Here is a 15,273-nt window from a genome sequence, read left to right on the forward strand (position 1 = left end):
AATCATTGCCTCCAAGTTCATTCTCTCTTTATGTATACGGCGTTATAATAAAAATGAGTCCATCTTAAATGGCCCCAATCTTTCATCATCAATCATGTTTTATTTTAACACTCTAAGTCAAAAAAGTCCTTTGCTTTGCAAGAAGCAATAAAGTTGCTTCTTTTATGAGAAGCGCGTAAGATTACTTTCGATATAGCAAAGAAAGAAGGTTTGAATATGGAGACTTTGAAGCAATACAGCGATATCGTTCACCACATTGAAAACGAAGATAAGTTCTTATTATATGTCATGGCAAAAGGCTGCTCAGTCTGCCATGCAGACCAGCCGAGAGTCGATGCACTCGTTAATGAAATAGATGTGCCTGGGGCACAAATCATTGTCAATGATATCCCAGAAGCTGCTGGACAATTGTCCCTCTTCACATCCCCTGTTGTTATTCTCTTCAACCGCGGCAGAGAGTTTCACAGACAAGCACGTATCATTGACTTCGATCAGCTTAAACGCTCAATGGAACAATTGAAAATGGCTTAATAAAGCAAACAAACCCGTATCTGCAGTTATCTGCTTCATACGGGTTTGTTTACTTATTCATAATTGAAATCAGTCTTTTGTTTCAAATTCACTTTCATTCAATTCTGGTTCGATTGGAGTGATTTTGCCATCTGCGATTTCTTCTAATGCTTCGCCAACTGTTTTTACAGAATGATAGTTTTCTATTAAAGCAGTTTCTGGTTTATCATATAGCTCACGTGCGCGTTTGGCAGCCACTGTTGCGATTAAATATTTTGATTTTACTTTTGAAGTTAATTGGTTTAATGGTGGGTTTAACATTATTTTTTGGCCTCCAATATCATTTTTCTATACTTTGCTTCTATGCGTTCTCGTTTTAAATGTTCCGCTGCTACGATAGATTGAATACGTTCTTTCGCAAGTTCCACTTCATCGTTTACCACGACATAGTCATAAAGATTCATCATTTCAACTTCTTTTCGTGCTTCTTTCACACGACTTTGAATCTTTTCATCAGATTCTGTACCGCGGCCGACTAAACGTTCTCTTAGGTGGTCTAAACTTGGCGGTGCCAGGAAGATAAATAATGCATCAGGGAATTTCTTGCGAACTTGCTTCGCACCTTCTACTTCAATTTCTAAGAAGACATCATGCCCTTCATCCATTGTATCCTTTACATACTGTACAGGTGTACCATAATAGTTGCCTACATATTCAGCATACTCTATGAATTGATCTTGTGCGATAAGCTGCTCAAATTCTCGTTTTGTCTTGAAAAAATAATCAACGCCATCTTGTTCGCCTTCACGCATCTCTCTTGTAGTCATCGAGATAGAATATTTATATGATGTTTTAGGATCATCAAATATTTCTTTGCGGACCGTACCTTTGCCGACTCCAGATGGACCTGATAAGACAATCAGTAAACCTTTTTCATTATCCATGCCTTACGACCTCTCTAAGCTATTGTTGTATTATATAATGATACCATATTCTAAATAAAATTGTATAGATGTCAAAAGGTAAAATCTTATTTTGGCAGTGCCCCTCTTGTACATGGTACAATAGAAAGAACGTTGTATTATGAACGAATAATTAAAGGTGGTTAATGATTATGGCATTTGATGGCTTATTCACAAAGAAAATGGTAGCAGAATTAGAATTTCTTCAAGGCGGCCGCATTCATAAAATCAACCAGCCTGATAACGATACAATTATAATGGTTGTTCGTCAAAATCGTAAAAACCATTCTTTGTTACTTTCAATCCACTCTAATTTCTCACGTATCCACATTACTAAGAAAAAATATGATAATCCATTTGAACCGCCGATGTTCAACCGCGTCTTCCGCAAACATTTAGACGGTGGTATTATCCAAGCGATACGTCAAATCGGCAACGACCGCCGTATTGAAATCGATGTACAAAGTACAGATGAACTCGGCGATAAAATTTATCGTACAGTGATTTTAGAAATTATGGGTAAACACAGTAACTTGATTTTAGTCGATGATCAACGAAAAATCATAGAAGGTTTTAAACATTTAACACCGAACACCAACCAATTCCGTACTGTTATGCCAGGCTTCCAATATGAAGCACCGCCGACACAAAATAAAACAAATCCTTATGAAGTTTCAGGACAGGATGTATTAAAATATATTGATTTTAATAAAGGGAACATTGCTAAACAACTATTGCAGCATTTTGAAGGCTTCAGTCCATTGATTACAAAAGAAATTACAGAACGTCGTCAATTCATGACAACTGAGACCTTACCTGCAGCATTCGATGAGGTCATGAAAGAAACACAACTTGAACCTGTCCCGATTTTCCATAAAAATCACGAAACAGGCAAAGAAGATTATTACTTCATGCGTTTGAAACAGTTCGATGATGACAGCGTTACATATGATTCATTAGATGAATTATTAGACCGCTTCTATGACGCTCGCGGTGAACGTGAACGCGTTAAACAACGTGCTAATGATTTAGTCCGCTTTGTGCAGCAGCAATTACAAAAGAACCGCAATAAACTCGTTAAACTTAATGATGAGTATGAAGGTACGCAATCAAAAGAAGATATGCAGCTGTATGGCGAACTTATTACCGCAAACATCTATCGTATCCAACAAGGCGATGCAACTTTAACAACAGAAAACTATTACACAGGCGAAGAAGTCACAATCAAACTTGATCCGACGAAATCGCCTTCTGTCAACGCTCAATATTATTACAAACAATATAATCGTTTAAAAACACGTGAACATGAATTGGAACATCAGATTCGATTAACTGAAGAAAACATTGCTTACTTCGAATCCATCGAGCAGCAATTAGCACATATCACTGTCGAAGATATTGATGAAATCCGTGAAGAGCTGGCTGAGCAAGGCTTTATGAAGCAGCGTCAAAACCGCAAGAAAAAGAAACAACCGCAAATGCAGCTTCAGACTTATCGTTCCACTGACGGCTCAACAATCTATGTGGGTAAAAACAATAAACAAAACGACTATCTGACTAACAAAAAAGCACGTAAACATCATCTATGGTTCCATACTAAAGATATCCCAGGCTCACATGTCGTTATCTTTGAAGATGAACCTAGCGATAAAACAATCGAAGAAGCCGCAATGTTATCTGCCTACTTCTCAAAAGCCGGCAGCTCAGGACAAATCCCAGTAGATTATACTGAAATCCGCAACGTCCACAAACCTTCTGGTGCTAAACCTGGATTTGTGACATACGACAATCAAAAAACACTCTATGCAACACCTGACTATGACCATATTCAGTCTATGAAAGGTGAAGCAGAAAAAGTGAAGATGAAATAACAGTAACCAGTCGATGTTAATATAGACATCGACTGGTTTTTCATTAAAACAAATAAGCTTTCAATTCTTTAGAATATGTCGGCAACTTAGGAGTATTTCGATTGATAGAACGATTACTCACTATCGCATCTGCATTATCAATCAACGCTTTAATTGTATGATGAATAGGTTTTAAACCTGTTTCTTCAAATAATCCATTTAAGATGAATGGTCGATAATCATATTGATGGGCATCTGAAGCGATGAAATGTGTAAGGTTAGAGCGGATCATTTCAATGGAAGCGAGTTGCAAACCTTTACCGAAAAAGCCGCCTAAAGATGCGGAAGTAATTTGACTTAATGCCCCTTCACTTACTAATTCATACAAGAGATTCATATCTTTCATTATTGCACTATTACGTTCAGGATGTGCAATGATTGGTGTATAATCTTCTCTTAGTAATGCTTTAAAGAGTTGCTTTGTATATTCTGGTACTTCATTCGGAGGAAACTCAATCAACAAATAATTTGAATCATTGAGGCCTCTGACTTTACCAGATTTCAAATCATCTAAAACATGATCTGATATTCTTACTTCTTGTCCCGGATAAATATCAATTCCTAATGCTTTCACTTCTTTTAATTTACATAATTCTTTTACTTTCAACTTAACTTTATCGAAAGTATTTTTATAAACTGAAGTATAATGTGGTGTCGCAATAATTCCTGTTACACCTTCATCTTTTGCTTGGCGTAATAATTGGATGGCTTCTGCTTTATTTTGAGGTCCGTCATCTGCTTTGATTAATATATGGTTATGCATGTCTATCATTGGTGTTCATCTCCTGTTGGCTAACAAATATTTCTAAATCAAAATACATGTACATGATAATATTACATCATTTGTATAGAAAATTCATTATTAAATAGAGCAGTAAAAAGACTTTTGCTGTATTTTTAGCAAAAGTCTTTAAAATACATACTATGTTGTTAAGTTAGTGAAAATCTTTCGGTCTTTCTGTTTTAAATCCAAAGTAATATTCTATAATATCACAAATACGCTTTGATGTTTTACCATCACCATACGGATTGCTAGCTTTACTCATTTTTGAATATTCTTCTTTATTATCCAAAATGTTTTTAGTTTCATTATAAATCGAGCTGTATTTTGTACCTATTACTTTTAATGTACCAGCTTTAACACCTTCCGGTCTTTCAGTGTTATCTCTTAGTACTAAAACAGGCTTTCCTAATGATGGTGCTTCTTCTTGAACCCCTCCAGAATCAGTTAGAATTAAATAAGATTGATTTGCAAAATTATGGAATTCTAAAACATCTAGAGGTTCAATTAACTCGATGCGATCATGATTTTCTAAGTATTTAGAAGCTATTTCTCTAACTTTAGGATTTCTGTGTATTGGATACACCACAACTATTTCAGAATATTCATCAACTATATCTCTAACTGCTTTGAAAATATTTTCCATCGGTTCACCAATATTTTCTCTTCTGTGAGCTGTTAAAAGTATTAATTGCTTATCTTTATATTTTTCAATAATTTCGGAATCATAATCTTTTTTAATAGTTGTATTTAATGCATCTATAGCTGTATTGCCTGTAATAAATATACTGTCTTTATCTTTACTTTCTTTCAACAAGTTTTCAGCTGATTTTTGTGTAGGAGAAAAATTCAACTCAGCCATATTACCAACCATGAGACGATTTATTTCTTCTGGGAATGGTGAATATTTATTACCGGTTCTCAACCCAGCTTCTACATGTCCTACTGGAATTTGATTATAAAAGGCAGCTAAACCTCCAACAAAAGTAGTTGTAGTATCACCATGAACTAGAATCATATCCGGTTGTTCTTCCTTTATTACTTCATCAAGTTTAGTTAATGCTCTAGATGTCAATTCAGCTAGTGATTGATTTTTTTTCATAATATTTAAATCATGATGTGGTTGAATATCAAAGATTTTTAAAACATTATCCAACATTTCTCTATGCTGTGCTGTAATTACAATATTAGGCTCTAAGTTAGAATTTTGTTCTAACTCTTTAACTAAAGGTGCCATTTTAATTGCTTCTGGCCTAGTACCAAAAATAACCATGATTTTTTTCATATCTTTTATCCTCTTTCCTCCACATTATTCATTAACCAAACTCTAAATTTGCAATGGAGAACTTATTTTTTTACTGATTCAAACAGATTGCCATAATTAAAATACTGAGTGTCTTCAAACGATGTTTCTACTACATTTTTTGTATCAAAAATAACCTTGTTTTCCATACTGTCAAAATCAGCATCTTTAAATTGTTTGAACTCAGAATGATTCGTTAAAATCAGTGCAAGTGATGAATCTTGTAAAGCTTTGTTTAAGTCTTTTTCCACAAAACCTAATTTAACATGCGGATCATATGCTTCTACTTCGATATCATTTTCTTTTAATAGCAGTTCATAAATATCAAAAGCCGGTGATTCTCGAATATCATCAATGTCACCTTTATAAGTTAATCCAAGTACGGTTACTTTATGTCCTTTAACGTCATTTAAAAAGGCTCTGGTTTTTTCAACTACAAATTCAGGCATTGAATTATTAATTTTTCTGCCCCATTGAATTAAAGGAGAATTATCTGGATCTTTAACGATAATAAAGTATGGATCAACCGCTAAACAATGTCCGCCGACACCAGGACCTGGCTGATGAATATTGACACGCGGGTGTTTATTAGCCATATCAATCACATCTAAAGCATTGATATTTAAAGTGTTGCAAATCTTAGTTAATTCATTTGCTAAAGCGATATTAAGATCTCGATATGTGTTCTCCATCAATTTGCTCATTTCAGCAGTACGTGCATTCGTTTCAATCATTTCACCTTTAACAAAAGTACTATACACACGTTTTCCTGCCTCAATACAATTTTGTGTCACACCGCCGATAATACGATTGTTGTTAACAAGCTCTTCTAAAATTTTGCCTGGTAATACTCTTTCAGGACAATGTACTAAGAAAATATCTTCTCCAACTATAAAGCCTGCAGCTTCAACTGCTGGCTTTATATGGTCGTCAGTAGTTCTTGGTGCAATTGTAGATTCTACAATAATAGTATTACCCTTTTCTAACAATGGAATGACATTGTTGACTGCACTCATGACGATTGAAATATCGCATGATCTGTATTGGTCATCATTATTTGGTGTAGGTACAGAAATAATGAAAACATCTGATGCTTCTGGCTCTGTAGCTACTTTTAATTTACCTGACTTGTGCACCTCTTCATATACTTCTTGCAAACCTGGTTCTTCAATATTGATTTTTCCTTGCTTTAAACTGTTAATATTATCTTGGTTGATGTCAACACCTAAAACTATCTTTTGTGACTAATGAATGAGATGGATAGTGCTTCTTCTTTTTTCTGAACATATTTGACTCCTTTAGCTCTGAGTTGTTTTATATCGCATTAAATTGAATTGTATGATATCTAATCAGTGTCAATTTAATCATTTGTGGCACTTCAGAGATAGAACGAATCAAAAGTAATTGTCTGTATAAAAGTTTTTTGTTGTAAAACTTACTGTGAATGCAAATTGAATAGCACTTAATCTTTTGGCAGTAAAAAAGCAACCCATCACATAGATGGGCTGCCATATTTCAAATGATTCTATTAATCCATTAATGCAAGTTGGAAATTAACGCCGAAACGATCTTGTACCCATGCAAATTCACGATATGGGCCAAGTTCTGATTTAGCCATTAAGATTGCGCCGCCTTTTTTAAGACCGCTGTATAAACGTTCCATTTCCATAGCGTTATCTACAGTCACAAATAAAGAAATAGCTGGATTCATAGGAATCTCAGTCCCGTTTGAATTATCAATAGCCATAAGTACTTGGTCTTTTAAACGAAAGATGGCGTGTTGAACAGCACCTGCTTCTCCGCTTCCAAACTCATCATACTTCACCATTGATAAGACTTCACTGTCCTCAAACAATGAGGTATACAGTTCAATTGCTTCTTCAGCTTCATTATTAAACATTAAAAACGTTGTGACTTTTGGTATATGCACACTATCCCCTCCTGTTTATTCTCATACTGAAAAGCCCTTTCAGTATATGTATGACGCTATTCATAGTATAATACGTATATTCAAAATTGATAAGTAATTTACGCAACATGCGCATCAATTGATTGGAGGTACTATTTATGTCTCATTTTGTCTTACCTATTCTTGCGTTTCTCGCAATTATGATTATCGGCTATATTTTCATTAGAATTTATTTACGTTAATTTAAAAAGTCCGTAAATCGCTTCACTGCTCATCAGTGCTTATGATTTACGGACTTTTTTGCGCTATAGATTAAATATAGCCTTTTTCTTTTATATCAGTTTTGCATTTTTTAAATATATTTTTCTCTTGTTCATTCGATAACCATTGATTTTCATCTGCATCATGGCTGTCATGGCTTTCGCGGTAATCTTCGTTTGCGTTAAGGAATTTGTTTAAATGTGCAAACGGTCGTTGTGAAGTTTGTGTATTCGAATCGGACATGGTCCATCCCTCCATCCAATTCTATCTTATGCTAAATTATCTCTCCATTCAACTAAAGACTGAATATCTGATTCAGAAATTTTACCTTGTTCTTTAGCCACTTCGATTAATTCATTGTAATCACTTAATGTATAGAATGGAATATCAGCATCTTTGAACATTTTATCTGCTTTAGCTAAACCGTAAGTAAAGATCGCAACAACGCCTACTACTTCAGCGCCTGCTTCTCTTAATGCTTCAGCTGCAACTAAAGAAGAGCCGCCTGTTGAAATCAAATCTTCAACGACTACGATTTTTTTACCGTTGCTTTGTGCACCTTCGATTTGGTTTTGTTTACCGTGGCTTTTGCTTTTAGAACGTACATAGCTCATCGGCATATCTAATTTTTCAGAGATGAATGCTGCATGTGGAATGCCCGCTGTCGCAGTTCCAGATACGATTTCTGCATCACTGAAGTGTTCTTGAATTAATGCGATTAAGCCATCGCGGATTTCATTACGTACTTTAGGATACGCTAATGTAACACGGTTATCGCAATAAATCGGAGATTTAATTCCTGAACTCCATGTAAATAAATCATTTGGTGACAATGCTACAGCACCAATATCTAATAATGATTGTGCAATTTTTTTAGACATCTTAACCTAACCAACTTTCTTTAATATGATGATAGCTTTCTACCGGATTTTCACTTTGTGTGATCGGACGTCCTACGACAATGTGTGTTGAACCCATTTCACGTGCTTTATCTGGTGTTGTAATACGTTTTTGATCATCTTGTGCATAATGTGCAGGACGGATACCAGGTGTGACTTTCAAGAAATCTGAACCTAATTCTTTTGTCAGCAACTCTGCTTCTAATGGTGAACATACGACACCGTCAAGTCCTGCTTCTTTTGTTAAACGTGCATAATTTAATACCGCTTCTTCAATAGAAGTTTGGATATTCTGCTCTTTATGCAGCATTTCTTCTGTTGTAGAAGTTAATTGCGTTACCGCAATAATCTTTGTGTCTTTATTGACACTGCGCAAACCTTCGACAGCTTGGCGCATCATTTCTGTACCGCCCGCTGCGTGTACGTTTACTAAATCAACGTTCAAGCGGCCTAAACCTGCCATTGCTTGTTTCACTGTGTTCGGAATATCATGCAATTTCAAGTCTAAGAAAATGTCATGACCGCGTGATTTGATTTTGTTAATGAGTTCTGGTCCTGTTTGATAGTAAAGCTCCATCCCGATTTTGATGTATAAAGGTTCATCAAATAAATCTAAGAAATGTTCTACTTCCTCAGCCGTCGCAAAGTCTAATGCGATAATCGGTAAAGGTAAATTACGATTTGCCATTATTTTGTCACCTCAAAAGTCCTTTTGTAAAATTCATTGATATGGTTTACACCAAGTTCGTCGAGCAATGCAGGCAGTTCATCAATGATTTCCTTGCAAACCATCGGATTTTGGAAGTTTGCTGTTCCGACTGCCACTGCATTCGCACCCACTGAAATATAGTCTATAACATCTTGCGCGTTTTGAACACCGCCCATTGCAATAATCGGAATATCTACTGCTTGTCTTACTTGATAAACCATACGCATTGCGACTGGTTTAATCGCTGGACCGCTTAATCCGCCGACAGTATTTGCGATAATCGGACGTCCTGTTTTCGCATCGATTCGAAGACCGACCAAAGTATTGATCATTGTTAATCCATCCGCATATTCTGCGATAGCTTTCGCCATTTCTACAATATCTGTAACATTTGGTGAAAGTTTCACATAAACCGGTACTTCTGATACAGCTTTAACTTTGCGTGTAAGTTCAGCCGCAACTTTAGGATCAACCCCGAACTGCATGCCGCCTTCTTTAACGTTCGGACATGAAATATTTAATTCCAATGCTTTAACATTCGGATCTTTTGAAATATGCTCTGCTACATAGACATAGTCTTCTTCTTTTGAACCCGCTACGTTAGCGATAATCGGTACATCATATTGTTCTAATGCTTTTAATTCATGTTCTAAAATATGATGCACGCCCGGATTTTGCAGACCAATCGCATTAATCATACCGCTGTCTGTTTCTGCGACACGCGGTGTTTCATTACCGTAACGTACTTCTTTTGTTGCGGCTTTAATCATAATCGCGCCTAATTCGCTCAAGTCGTAGAATTGGCTGAATTCAGCACCGAAAGCAAAACAACCGCTTGCAGGCATAACCGGATTCTTTAAATTTAAACCAGGGATTTCCACATTTAATCGACTCATAGGATGACTGCTCCTTTCTCAAATACAGGTCCGTCTGTACATACTTTGACATAACTTGTTTCAGATTCAGGCGTATGGCACACACATGCATAACATGCGCCGATACCGCAGCCCATACGTTCTTCAAGTGAAATAAATCCTTCAACATCTTGCAGCTTTTCATGTTCTTTAATCGCTTTTAACATAGGTTTAGGACCGCATGTGTAATACACATCGTAATCAACCGGAAGTTCAGAAATGACATTCGTTACGAAACCTTTTGAACCTATTGTGCCGTCTTCTGTCACAATATGTGTTTCGCCGAGCTGTGCAAATTCATCTGCGTAAAACACATCTTTTTTGCTTCTGAAACCAAGCACATGCACTGTTTCAATACCTTGTCGATTTAATTGTTTAGATAACTCATAAAGAGGAGGAACACCAATACCGCCGCCGACAAGCAAAGCTTTGCGCTCTGCTTTTTCGACAGGGAAACCATTGCCTAAAGGTGCGATAATATCAATCGCATCATTTTCACGCATTTGTGAAAGACGCTGTGTTCCTGCACCTTCTGCACGGTACAACATCGTAAATGTGTCGATTTCAGGTTCGATATGGCAAATTGAAATCGGTCTTCTCAACATGTGCAATGATCCTTCACCTACTTTGATATGAACGAACTGCCCAGGTTGTGTCATCTTGCTTGTCACAGGCCCTTTTACTTTAATTTCAAAAATGCGGTCAGCAATTTCTTTGTTTGATACGATAATATTTTGTTCCACCGCTTAATCCTCCTTTAAATATTGAATGGCTTCTCTTTAGTATGATTCATCTTTGATTGAGTTAAATATATATGATTCTTTCACTTAAATAAACAAGTTTGCTCTACATGCTGCGCATTGTAAATGTCATGCTTTCAATAACATTTGTCAATGCATTGGCTGTATCTAACGAAGTCAGACACGGCACACCGTTTTCAACAGAAGCACGTCTGATTTGGAAGCCGTCTCTTTCAATCGTTTTCCCTTTTGTCATTGTGTTAATGACAATTTGCACTTCTCCGTTTTGGATACGTGTCAATAAATCATCTTCACCGCCGATTTTACCGACAGTTTCAACCGGGATATCATTGTCAGCTAATTTTTGTGCTGTACCTGATGTCGCTAAAATTTTATAACCGACTTCATTGAGGCGTTTCGCAATTTTAACCATTTCATCTTTGTCTTTATCACTGACAGTAATCAAGACTGTGCCATGGTCTTTCACTTCTACACCGCTTGCTGTCAAACCTTTGAATAAAGCTTTTTCTAATGTTAAGTCTTTACCCATAACCTCACCTGTAGATTTCATTTCAGGTCCGAGTGTGATATCTACATTTTTCAATTTATTGAAACTGAAGACTGGTACTTTAACATACACACCTTCTGAGTAAGGTTGAAGACCAGGTTGATAACCTAAGTCGCTTAATTTTTCTCCTAAGATGGCACGCATCGCAAGTTGTGCCATAGGAATGTCTGTGATTTTGCTTAAGAATGGTACTGTACGACTTGATCTTGGGTTGACTTCTAAAACATAGACACCATCATGCGCAAGCACAAATTGGATGTTGATTAATCCGATAATGTCTAACCCTTTCGCAAGTTTGACTGTATAAGCTTCTAAAGTTTGAATCACTTCGTCAGACAATGTTTGCGGCGGATAAACCGCAATTGAGTCGCCTGAGTGAACACCGGCTCTTTCAATGTGTTCCATGATACCTGGGATAATGACTGTTTCGCCGTCTGAAATGGCATCGACTTCAATTTCTTTACCTGTGAGGTATCTGTCCACAAGTACCGGATGTTCAGGACTTGCTTTTACAGCTTCTCTCATATAATTTTCAAGCTCAGTATCATTATAAACAATTTCCATCGCACGTCCGCCTAAGACATAAGATGGACGTACAACCACCGGATAACCGATTTCACGTGCATTGTCTAACGCTTCTTGCGGCGAAGTTGCTGTTTTACCTTTTGGTTGCGGTACATCAATCGCATTCAACAGTTCTTCGAATTCTTTTCTGTCTTCTGCACGGTTTAAGTTCTCTAATGATGTTCCTAGAATTTGTACACCGTGTCTTGCAAGTTTGTCTGCTAAGTTAATGGCAGTTTGACCGCCGAATTGCACAACTACACCTTTAGGCTGTTCAAGGTCGATGATATTCATGACATCTTCTTCAGTTAAAGGTTCGAAATAGAGTTTGTCAGAGATAGAGAAGTCAGTTGAAACTGTTTCAGGGTTATTATTGACGATGATAGCTTCATAGCCTGCATTTTGAATCGCCCATACAGCATGCACTGTCGCATAATCGAATTCAACTCCTTGTCCGATACGAATCGGTCCAGATCCAAGTACAATGACTTTTTGTTTGTCTGAAACAACTGACTCATTATCTCTTTCATATGTGCCATAGTAGTACGGTGTTGCAGATTCGAATTCTGCAGCACATGTATCTACCATTTTGTATACTGGTTTAATATCGTTGTCGTGGCGTAATTGATAAACGTCTTCTTCTTTCATTCCGAATCGGTGCGCAATCACTTTATCGCTGAAGCCGTAATCCTTCGCATATTTTAAATACTCGATATCGCCTTTATGTGCTTTAAGTTCGCGTTCGATATCAATAATATGCTGGAATTTATTAAGGAAGAAGTAATCGATTTTTGTCATTTCATGAATCTCTTCGAGCGTTGTACCGCGTCGAATGGCTTCACCAATAAAGAAGAGACGTTCATCATCTTGTTGTAAGATACGTTCTTTTATGTAGTCTAAATCGTAACTTTCTCCATTCGGCAATCCTAAATGATGGACACCATATTCTAATGAGCGTATTGCTTTTAATAATGACTCTTCGTAAGTTCGGCCGATGGCCATAACTTCACCTGTTGCTTTCATTTGTGTACCTAAAACACGTTCGCCTTTTTCGAATTTATCGAATGGGAAACGCGGAATCTTAGAAATGACATAGTCTAATGCGGGTTCGAATGCAGCATATGAAGTACCTGTGACTGGGTTTAACATTTCATCTAAAGTTAAGCCTACCGCAATTTTCGCAGCTAATTTCGCAATCGGATAACCTGTTGCTTTAGACGCTAATGCGGATGAACGTGACACACGCGGGTTCACTTCAATGATGTAGTAATTCATTGAGTAAGGATCTAATGCGAGTTGTACGTTACAGCCGCCTTCAATACCTAATGCACGAATGACTTTCAACGATACATCTCTCAACATTTGATATTCAACATCTGTTAAAGTTTGGCTCGGTGCAACTACAATCGAATCTCCGGTATGAATTCCGACCGGATCGATATTTTCCATGTTGCAGACTACAATCGCGTTATCATTTTTATCGCGCATTACTTCGTATTCGATTTCTTTAAAGCCCGCAATCGATTTTTCAATCAAACATTGTGTTGCAGGACTATAATGCAAACCGTTCGTCACAACTTCTTTAAGTTCTTCGTCGTTATGGCAAATACCGCCGCCTGTGCCGCCCATTGTAAAGGCAGGACGTACGATTAACGGATAACCGACTTGTTCCTTAAAGGCAAAGGCTTGTTCTACTGTATGCACGATATCGCTTTCAGGTACTGGTACATCTAAATCGTTCATTAAGCTTCTGAATAATTCACGGTCTTCTGCTTGTTGAATCGAAGTTAATTTTGTACCTAGTAAACGTACATTGTTAGCTTCAAGCACACCGCTGTCGTGCAATTGAATCGCCATATTCAAACCTGTTTGTCCGCCTAATGTCGGTAATAAAGCATCAGGTTGTTCTTTACGGATAATACGTGCGATAAAATCATGAGTTAACGGTTCAATGTAAACTTTATCTGCGATTTCTTTGTCTGTCATGATAGTAGCTGGGTTGGAGTTGACTAAGATAACACGGTAGCCTTCTTCTTTTAAGGCTAAACATGCTTGTGTTCCAGCATAGTCGAACTCTGCAGCTTGTCCGATAATAATCGGTCCTGAACCGATTACTAAAATAGTTTGGATGTCATTATTTCTAGGCATTGACAAAACGCTCCTTCTCTTTATATTCCTTCATCATCGTAATGAATTGATCGAATAAATAGTTTGAATCAGTAGGTCCTGGGCATGCTTCTGGATGATATTGTACTGAAAAAGCAGGAAGCGTTTTATGTTTTAATCCTTCTACTGTGCCATCATTCAAAGCAAGATGTGTCACTTCTAAATCTGTTTGTGCAACAGAGGCTTCATCAATCGCATAACCATGGTTTTGGCTGGTTAAAGCAATTTTACCTGTTGCTAAATCTTTGACCGGGTGGTTCGCACCGCGATGTCCGAATTTCATTTTAAAGGTTGTTGCCCCTTGTGATAAGGCGAAAAGCTGATGACCTAAACAAATGCCGAAGAATGGAATTTTGCCTAAAATGCCTTTAATCATTTCGACAGCTTCAGGTACATCTTCAGGGTCGCCAGGGCCATTAGAAAGCATGACACCGTCCGGTGACATGCTGATGATTGTGTCAGCCGATGTATTGTAAGGTACCACTGTTACATTACATCCGCGTGCATTCAGTTCTCTAACGATATTTTGCTTTTTACCGAAGTCCACAAGTACTACGCTTAAATCAGATCCTGTTGAAACATAAGGTGATTTCGTAGATACCATCGGTACTTCGTCACGAGAGAGTTCAAAATGTTGGAGTTCTTCTATGAGTTCAGGTATTGCTTCAGGATGGTCTGTAAAACCAGCTTTTAAAACACCGTGTTCACGAATTTTTCGTGTAATACTGCGTGTATCTACACCTGAAATACCTGGAATATCATATTGAACTAATACGTCGTTGAAAGTCTTTTGTTTACGAAAGTTGCTTGGATGTGTGCTGGCTTCTTTAACTACTACACCGCTCAAACTTGGTACAAGTGATTCAAAATCATCACGGTTGATGCCATAGTTTCCAATCAGCGGATACGTAAAGGTAATAATTTGTCCAGTATATGACGGGTCGGAAATTGTTTCCTGATAACCCGTCATTGCTGTGTTAAAGACAATTTCACCTTTTGTTAAATTGTCAGATCCAAGCTTTCTCCCCTCGTAAATTGAACCGTCTTCAAATACAAGATATCGTTTTTCTAACATGG

At 37.2% G+C, this 15,273-nt stretch carries 14 protein-coding genes and 1 pseudogene; 2 read left to right on the forward strand and 13 right to left on the reverse strand.

Features of this window, described 5'->3' with window-relative positions; all coding sequences use genetic code 11:
* The first annotated feature begins 216 nt into the window (after positions 1-216).
* On the forward strand, positions 217-531 hold the full coding sequence (locus MUA90_RS09035) for a thioredoxin family protein (RefSeq protein WP_262586431.1): 315 nt from the start codon (positions 217-219) through the stop codon (positions 529-531).
* A 69-nt stretch (positions 532-600) separates the two neighbouring features.
* On the opposite strand, the gene rpoZ is transcribed toward MUA90_RS09035, so the two are convergent.
* Together rpoZ and gmk are read right to left on the reverse strand one after the other, a co-directional pair.
* Entirely contained in the window at positions 601-831 is a 231-nt protein-coding gene (gene rpoZ / locus MUA90_RS09040; protein ID WP_105993042.1) for a DNA-directed RNA polymerase subunit omega, read from the reverse strand.
* Positions 831-1,454, reverse strand: a complete 624-nt coding sequence (gene gmk / locus MUA90_RS09045) for a guanylate kinase (RefSeq protein ID WP_105993043.1) — start codon at positions 1,452-1,454, stop codon at positions 831-833. The genes rpoZ and gmk overlap by 1 nt, the downstream gene beginning before the upstream one ends.
* 170 nt (positions 1,455-1,624) lie before the next feature.
* Here gmk and MUA90_RS09050 point away from each other — a divergent pair, with 170 nt between their 5' ends.
* A complete protein-coding gene (locus MUA90_RS09050) occupies positions 1,625-3,343 on the forward strand; it encodes an Rqc2 family fibronectin-binding protein (protein ID WP_262586434.1) in 1,719 nt (572 codons plus the stop codon).
* Between the two features lie 43 nt (positions 3,344-3,386).
* On the opposite strand, the gene MUA90_RS09055 is transcribed toward MUA90_RS09050, so the two are convergent.
* The 11 genes and pseudogenes from MUA90_RS09055 to MUA90_RS09105 all read right to left on the reverse strand — a co-directional run bounded on the left by MUA90_RS09055 (position 3,387) and on the right by MUA90_RS09105 (position 15,271).
* Complete coding sequence (locus MUA90_RS09055; RefSeq protein ID WP_262586435.1) at positions 3,387-4,154, reverse strand: tyrosine-protein phosphatase; 768 nt, start codon at positions 4,152-4,154, stop codon at positions 3,387-3,389.
* A gap of 163 nt (positions 4,155-4,317) precedes the next feature.
* Positions 4,318-5,448, reverse strand: coding sequence for a non-hydrolyzing UDP-N-acetylglucosamine 2-epimerase (gene wecB / locus MUA90_RS09060; protein ID WP_262586437.1), 1,131 nt, complete (start codon positions 5,446-5,448; stop codon positions 4,318-4,320).
* 62 nt (positions 5,449-5,510) lie between these two features.
* A pseudogene (locus MUA90_RS09065) lies at positions 5,511-6,698 on the reverse strand (nucleotide sugar dehydrogenase); the annotation flags it as partial.
* 296 nt (positions 6,699-6,994) lie between these two features.
* The gene (locus MUA90_RS09070) at positions 6,995-7,396 is read right to left on the reverse strand and encodes a VOC family protein (RefSeq protein ID WP_105993901.1); all 402 of its coding nucleotides are present in this window, start codon (positions 7,394-7,396) and stop codon (positions 6,995-6,997) included.
* A 291-nt stretch (positions 7,397-7,687) separates the two neighbouring features.
* Complete coding sequence (locus MUA90_RS09075) at positions 7,688-7,879, reverse strand: hypothetical protein (RefSeq protein WP_105993900.1); 192 nt, start codon at positions 7,877-7,879, stop codon at positions 7,688-7,690.
* Between the two features lie 26 nt (positions 7,880-7,905).
* Positions 7,906-8,517: an orotate phosphoribosyltransferase gene (gene pyrE, locus MUA90_RS09080; protein WP_105993899.1), complete on the reverse strand. Its 612-nt coding sequence runs from the start codon at positions 8,515-8,517 to the stop codon at positions 7,906-7,908.
* Position 8,518: 1 nt separating this feature from the next.
* A complete protein-coding gene (gene pyrF / locus MUA90_RS09085) occupies positions 8,519-9,223 on the reverse strand; it encodes an orotidine-5'-phosphate decarboxylase (RefSeq protein ID WP_114603562.1) in 705 nt (234 codons plus the stop codon).
* Positions 9,223-10,140 (reverse strand): dihydroorotate dehydrogenase, encoded by a 918-nt coding sequence (locus MUA90_RS09090; RefSeq protein ID WP_262586441.1) that lies wholly within the window; start codon positions 10,138-10,140, stop codon positions 9,223-9,225. Before MUA90_RS09090 ends, pyrF begins: the two co-directional genes overlap by 1 nt.
* Positions 10,137-10,901, reverse strand: a complete 765-nt coding sequence (locus MUA90_RS09095; protein ID WP_262586444.1) for a dihydroorotate dehydrogenase electron transfer subunit — start codon at positions 10,899-10,901, stop codon at positions 10,137-10,139. Before MUA90_RS09095 ends, MUA90_RS09090 begins: the two co-directional genes overlap by 4 nt.
* 103 nt (positions 10,902-11,004) lie before the next feature.
* Positions 11,005-14,178 carry a carbamoyl-phosphate synthase large subunit gene (gene carB, locus MUA90_RS09100; RefSeq protein WP_262586446.1) on the reverse strand — a complete coding sequence of 1,058 codons (3,174 nt, stop codon included), beginning with the start codon at positions 14,176-14,178 and terminating at the stop codon, positions 11,005-11,007.
* Positions 14,171-15,271 carry a carbamoyl phosphate synthase small subunit gene (locus tag MUA90_RS09105; RefSeq protein ID WP_262586448.1) on the reverse strand — a complete coding sequence of 367 codons (1,101 nt, stop codon included), beginning with the start codon at positions 15,269-15,271 and terminating at the stop codon, positions 14,171-14,173. The genes carB and MUA90_RS09105 overlap by 8 nt, the downstream gene beginning before the upstream one ends.
* Between the last annotated feature and the right edge of the window lie 2 nt (positions 15,272-15,273).

This window comes from Staphylococcus sp. IVB6181 (assembly GCF_025561445.1).
Taxonomy (GTDB): Bacteria; Bacillota; Bacilli; order Staphylococcales; family Staphylococcaceae; genus Staphylococcus; species Staphylococcus simulans_B.

What these genes read in the sequence shown, in the direction of transcription:
- MUA90_RS09090 (WP_262586441.1), bottom strand. Translation starts at nt 10,140, where the DNA reads ATGAGTCGATTAAATGTGGAAATCCCTGGTTTAAATTTAAAGAATCCG.
- MUA90_RS09075 (WP_105993900.1), bottom strand. Translation starts at nt 7,879, where the DNA reads ATGTCCGATTCGAATACACAAACTTCACAACGACCGTTTGCACATTTA.
- gmk (WP_105993043.1), bottom strand. Translation starts at nt 1,454, where the DNA reads ATGGATAATGAAAAAGGTTTACTGATTGTCTTATCAGGTCCATCTGGA.
- carB (WP_262586446.1), bottom strand. Translation starts at nt 14,178, where the DNA reads ATGCCTAGAAATAATGACATCCAAACTATTTTAGTAATCGGTTCAGGA.
- wecB (WP_262586437.1), bottom strand. Translation starts at nt 5,448, where the DNA reads ATGAAAAAAATCATGGTTATTTTTGGTACTAGGCCAGAAGCAATTAAA.
- pyrE (WP_105993899.1), bottom strand. Translation starts at nt 8,517, where the DNA reads ATGTCTAAAAAAATTGCACAATCATTATTAGATATTGGTGCTGTAGCA.
- MUA90_RS09055 (WP_262586435.1), bottom strand. Translation starts at nt 4,154, where the DNA reads ATGATAGACATGCATAACCATATATTAATCAAAGCAGATGACGGACCT.
- MUA90_RS09105 (WP_262586448.1), bottom strand. Translation starts at nt 15,271, where the DNA reads ATGTTAGAAAAACGATATCTTGTATTTGAAGACGGTTCAATTTACGAG.
- pyrF (WP_114603562.1), bottom strand. Translation starts at nt 9,223, where the DNA reads ATGGCAAATCGTAATTTACCTTTACCGATTATCGCATTAGACTTTGCG.
- rpoZ (WP_105993042.1), bottom strand. Translation starts at nt 831, where the DNA reads ATGTTAAACCCACCATTAAACCAATTAACTTCAAAAGTAAAATCAAAA.
- MUA90_RS09050 (WP_262586434.1), top strand. Translation starts at nt 1,625, where the DNA reads ATGGCATTTGATGGCTTATTCACAAAGAAAATGGTAGCAGAATTAGAA.
- MUA90_RS09035 (WP_262586431.1), top strand. Translation starts at nt 217, where the DNA reads ATGGAGACTTTGAAGCAATACAGCGATATCGTTCACCACATTGAAAAC.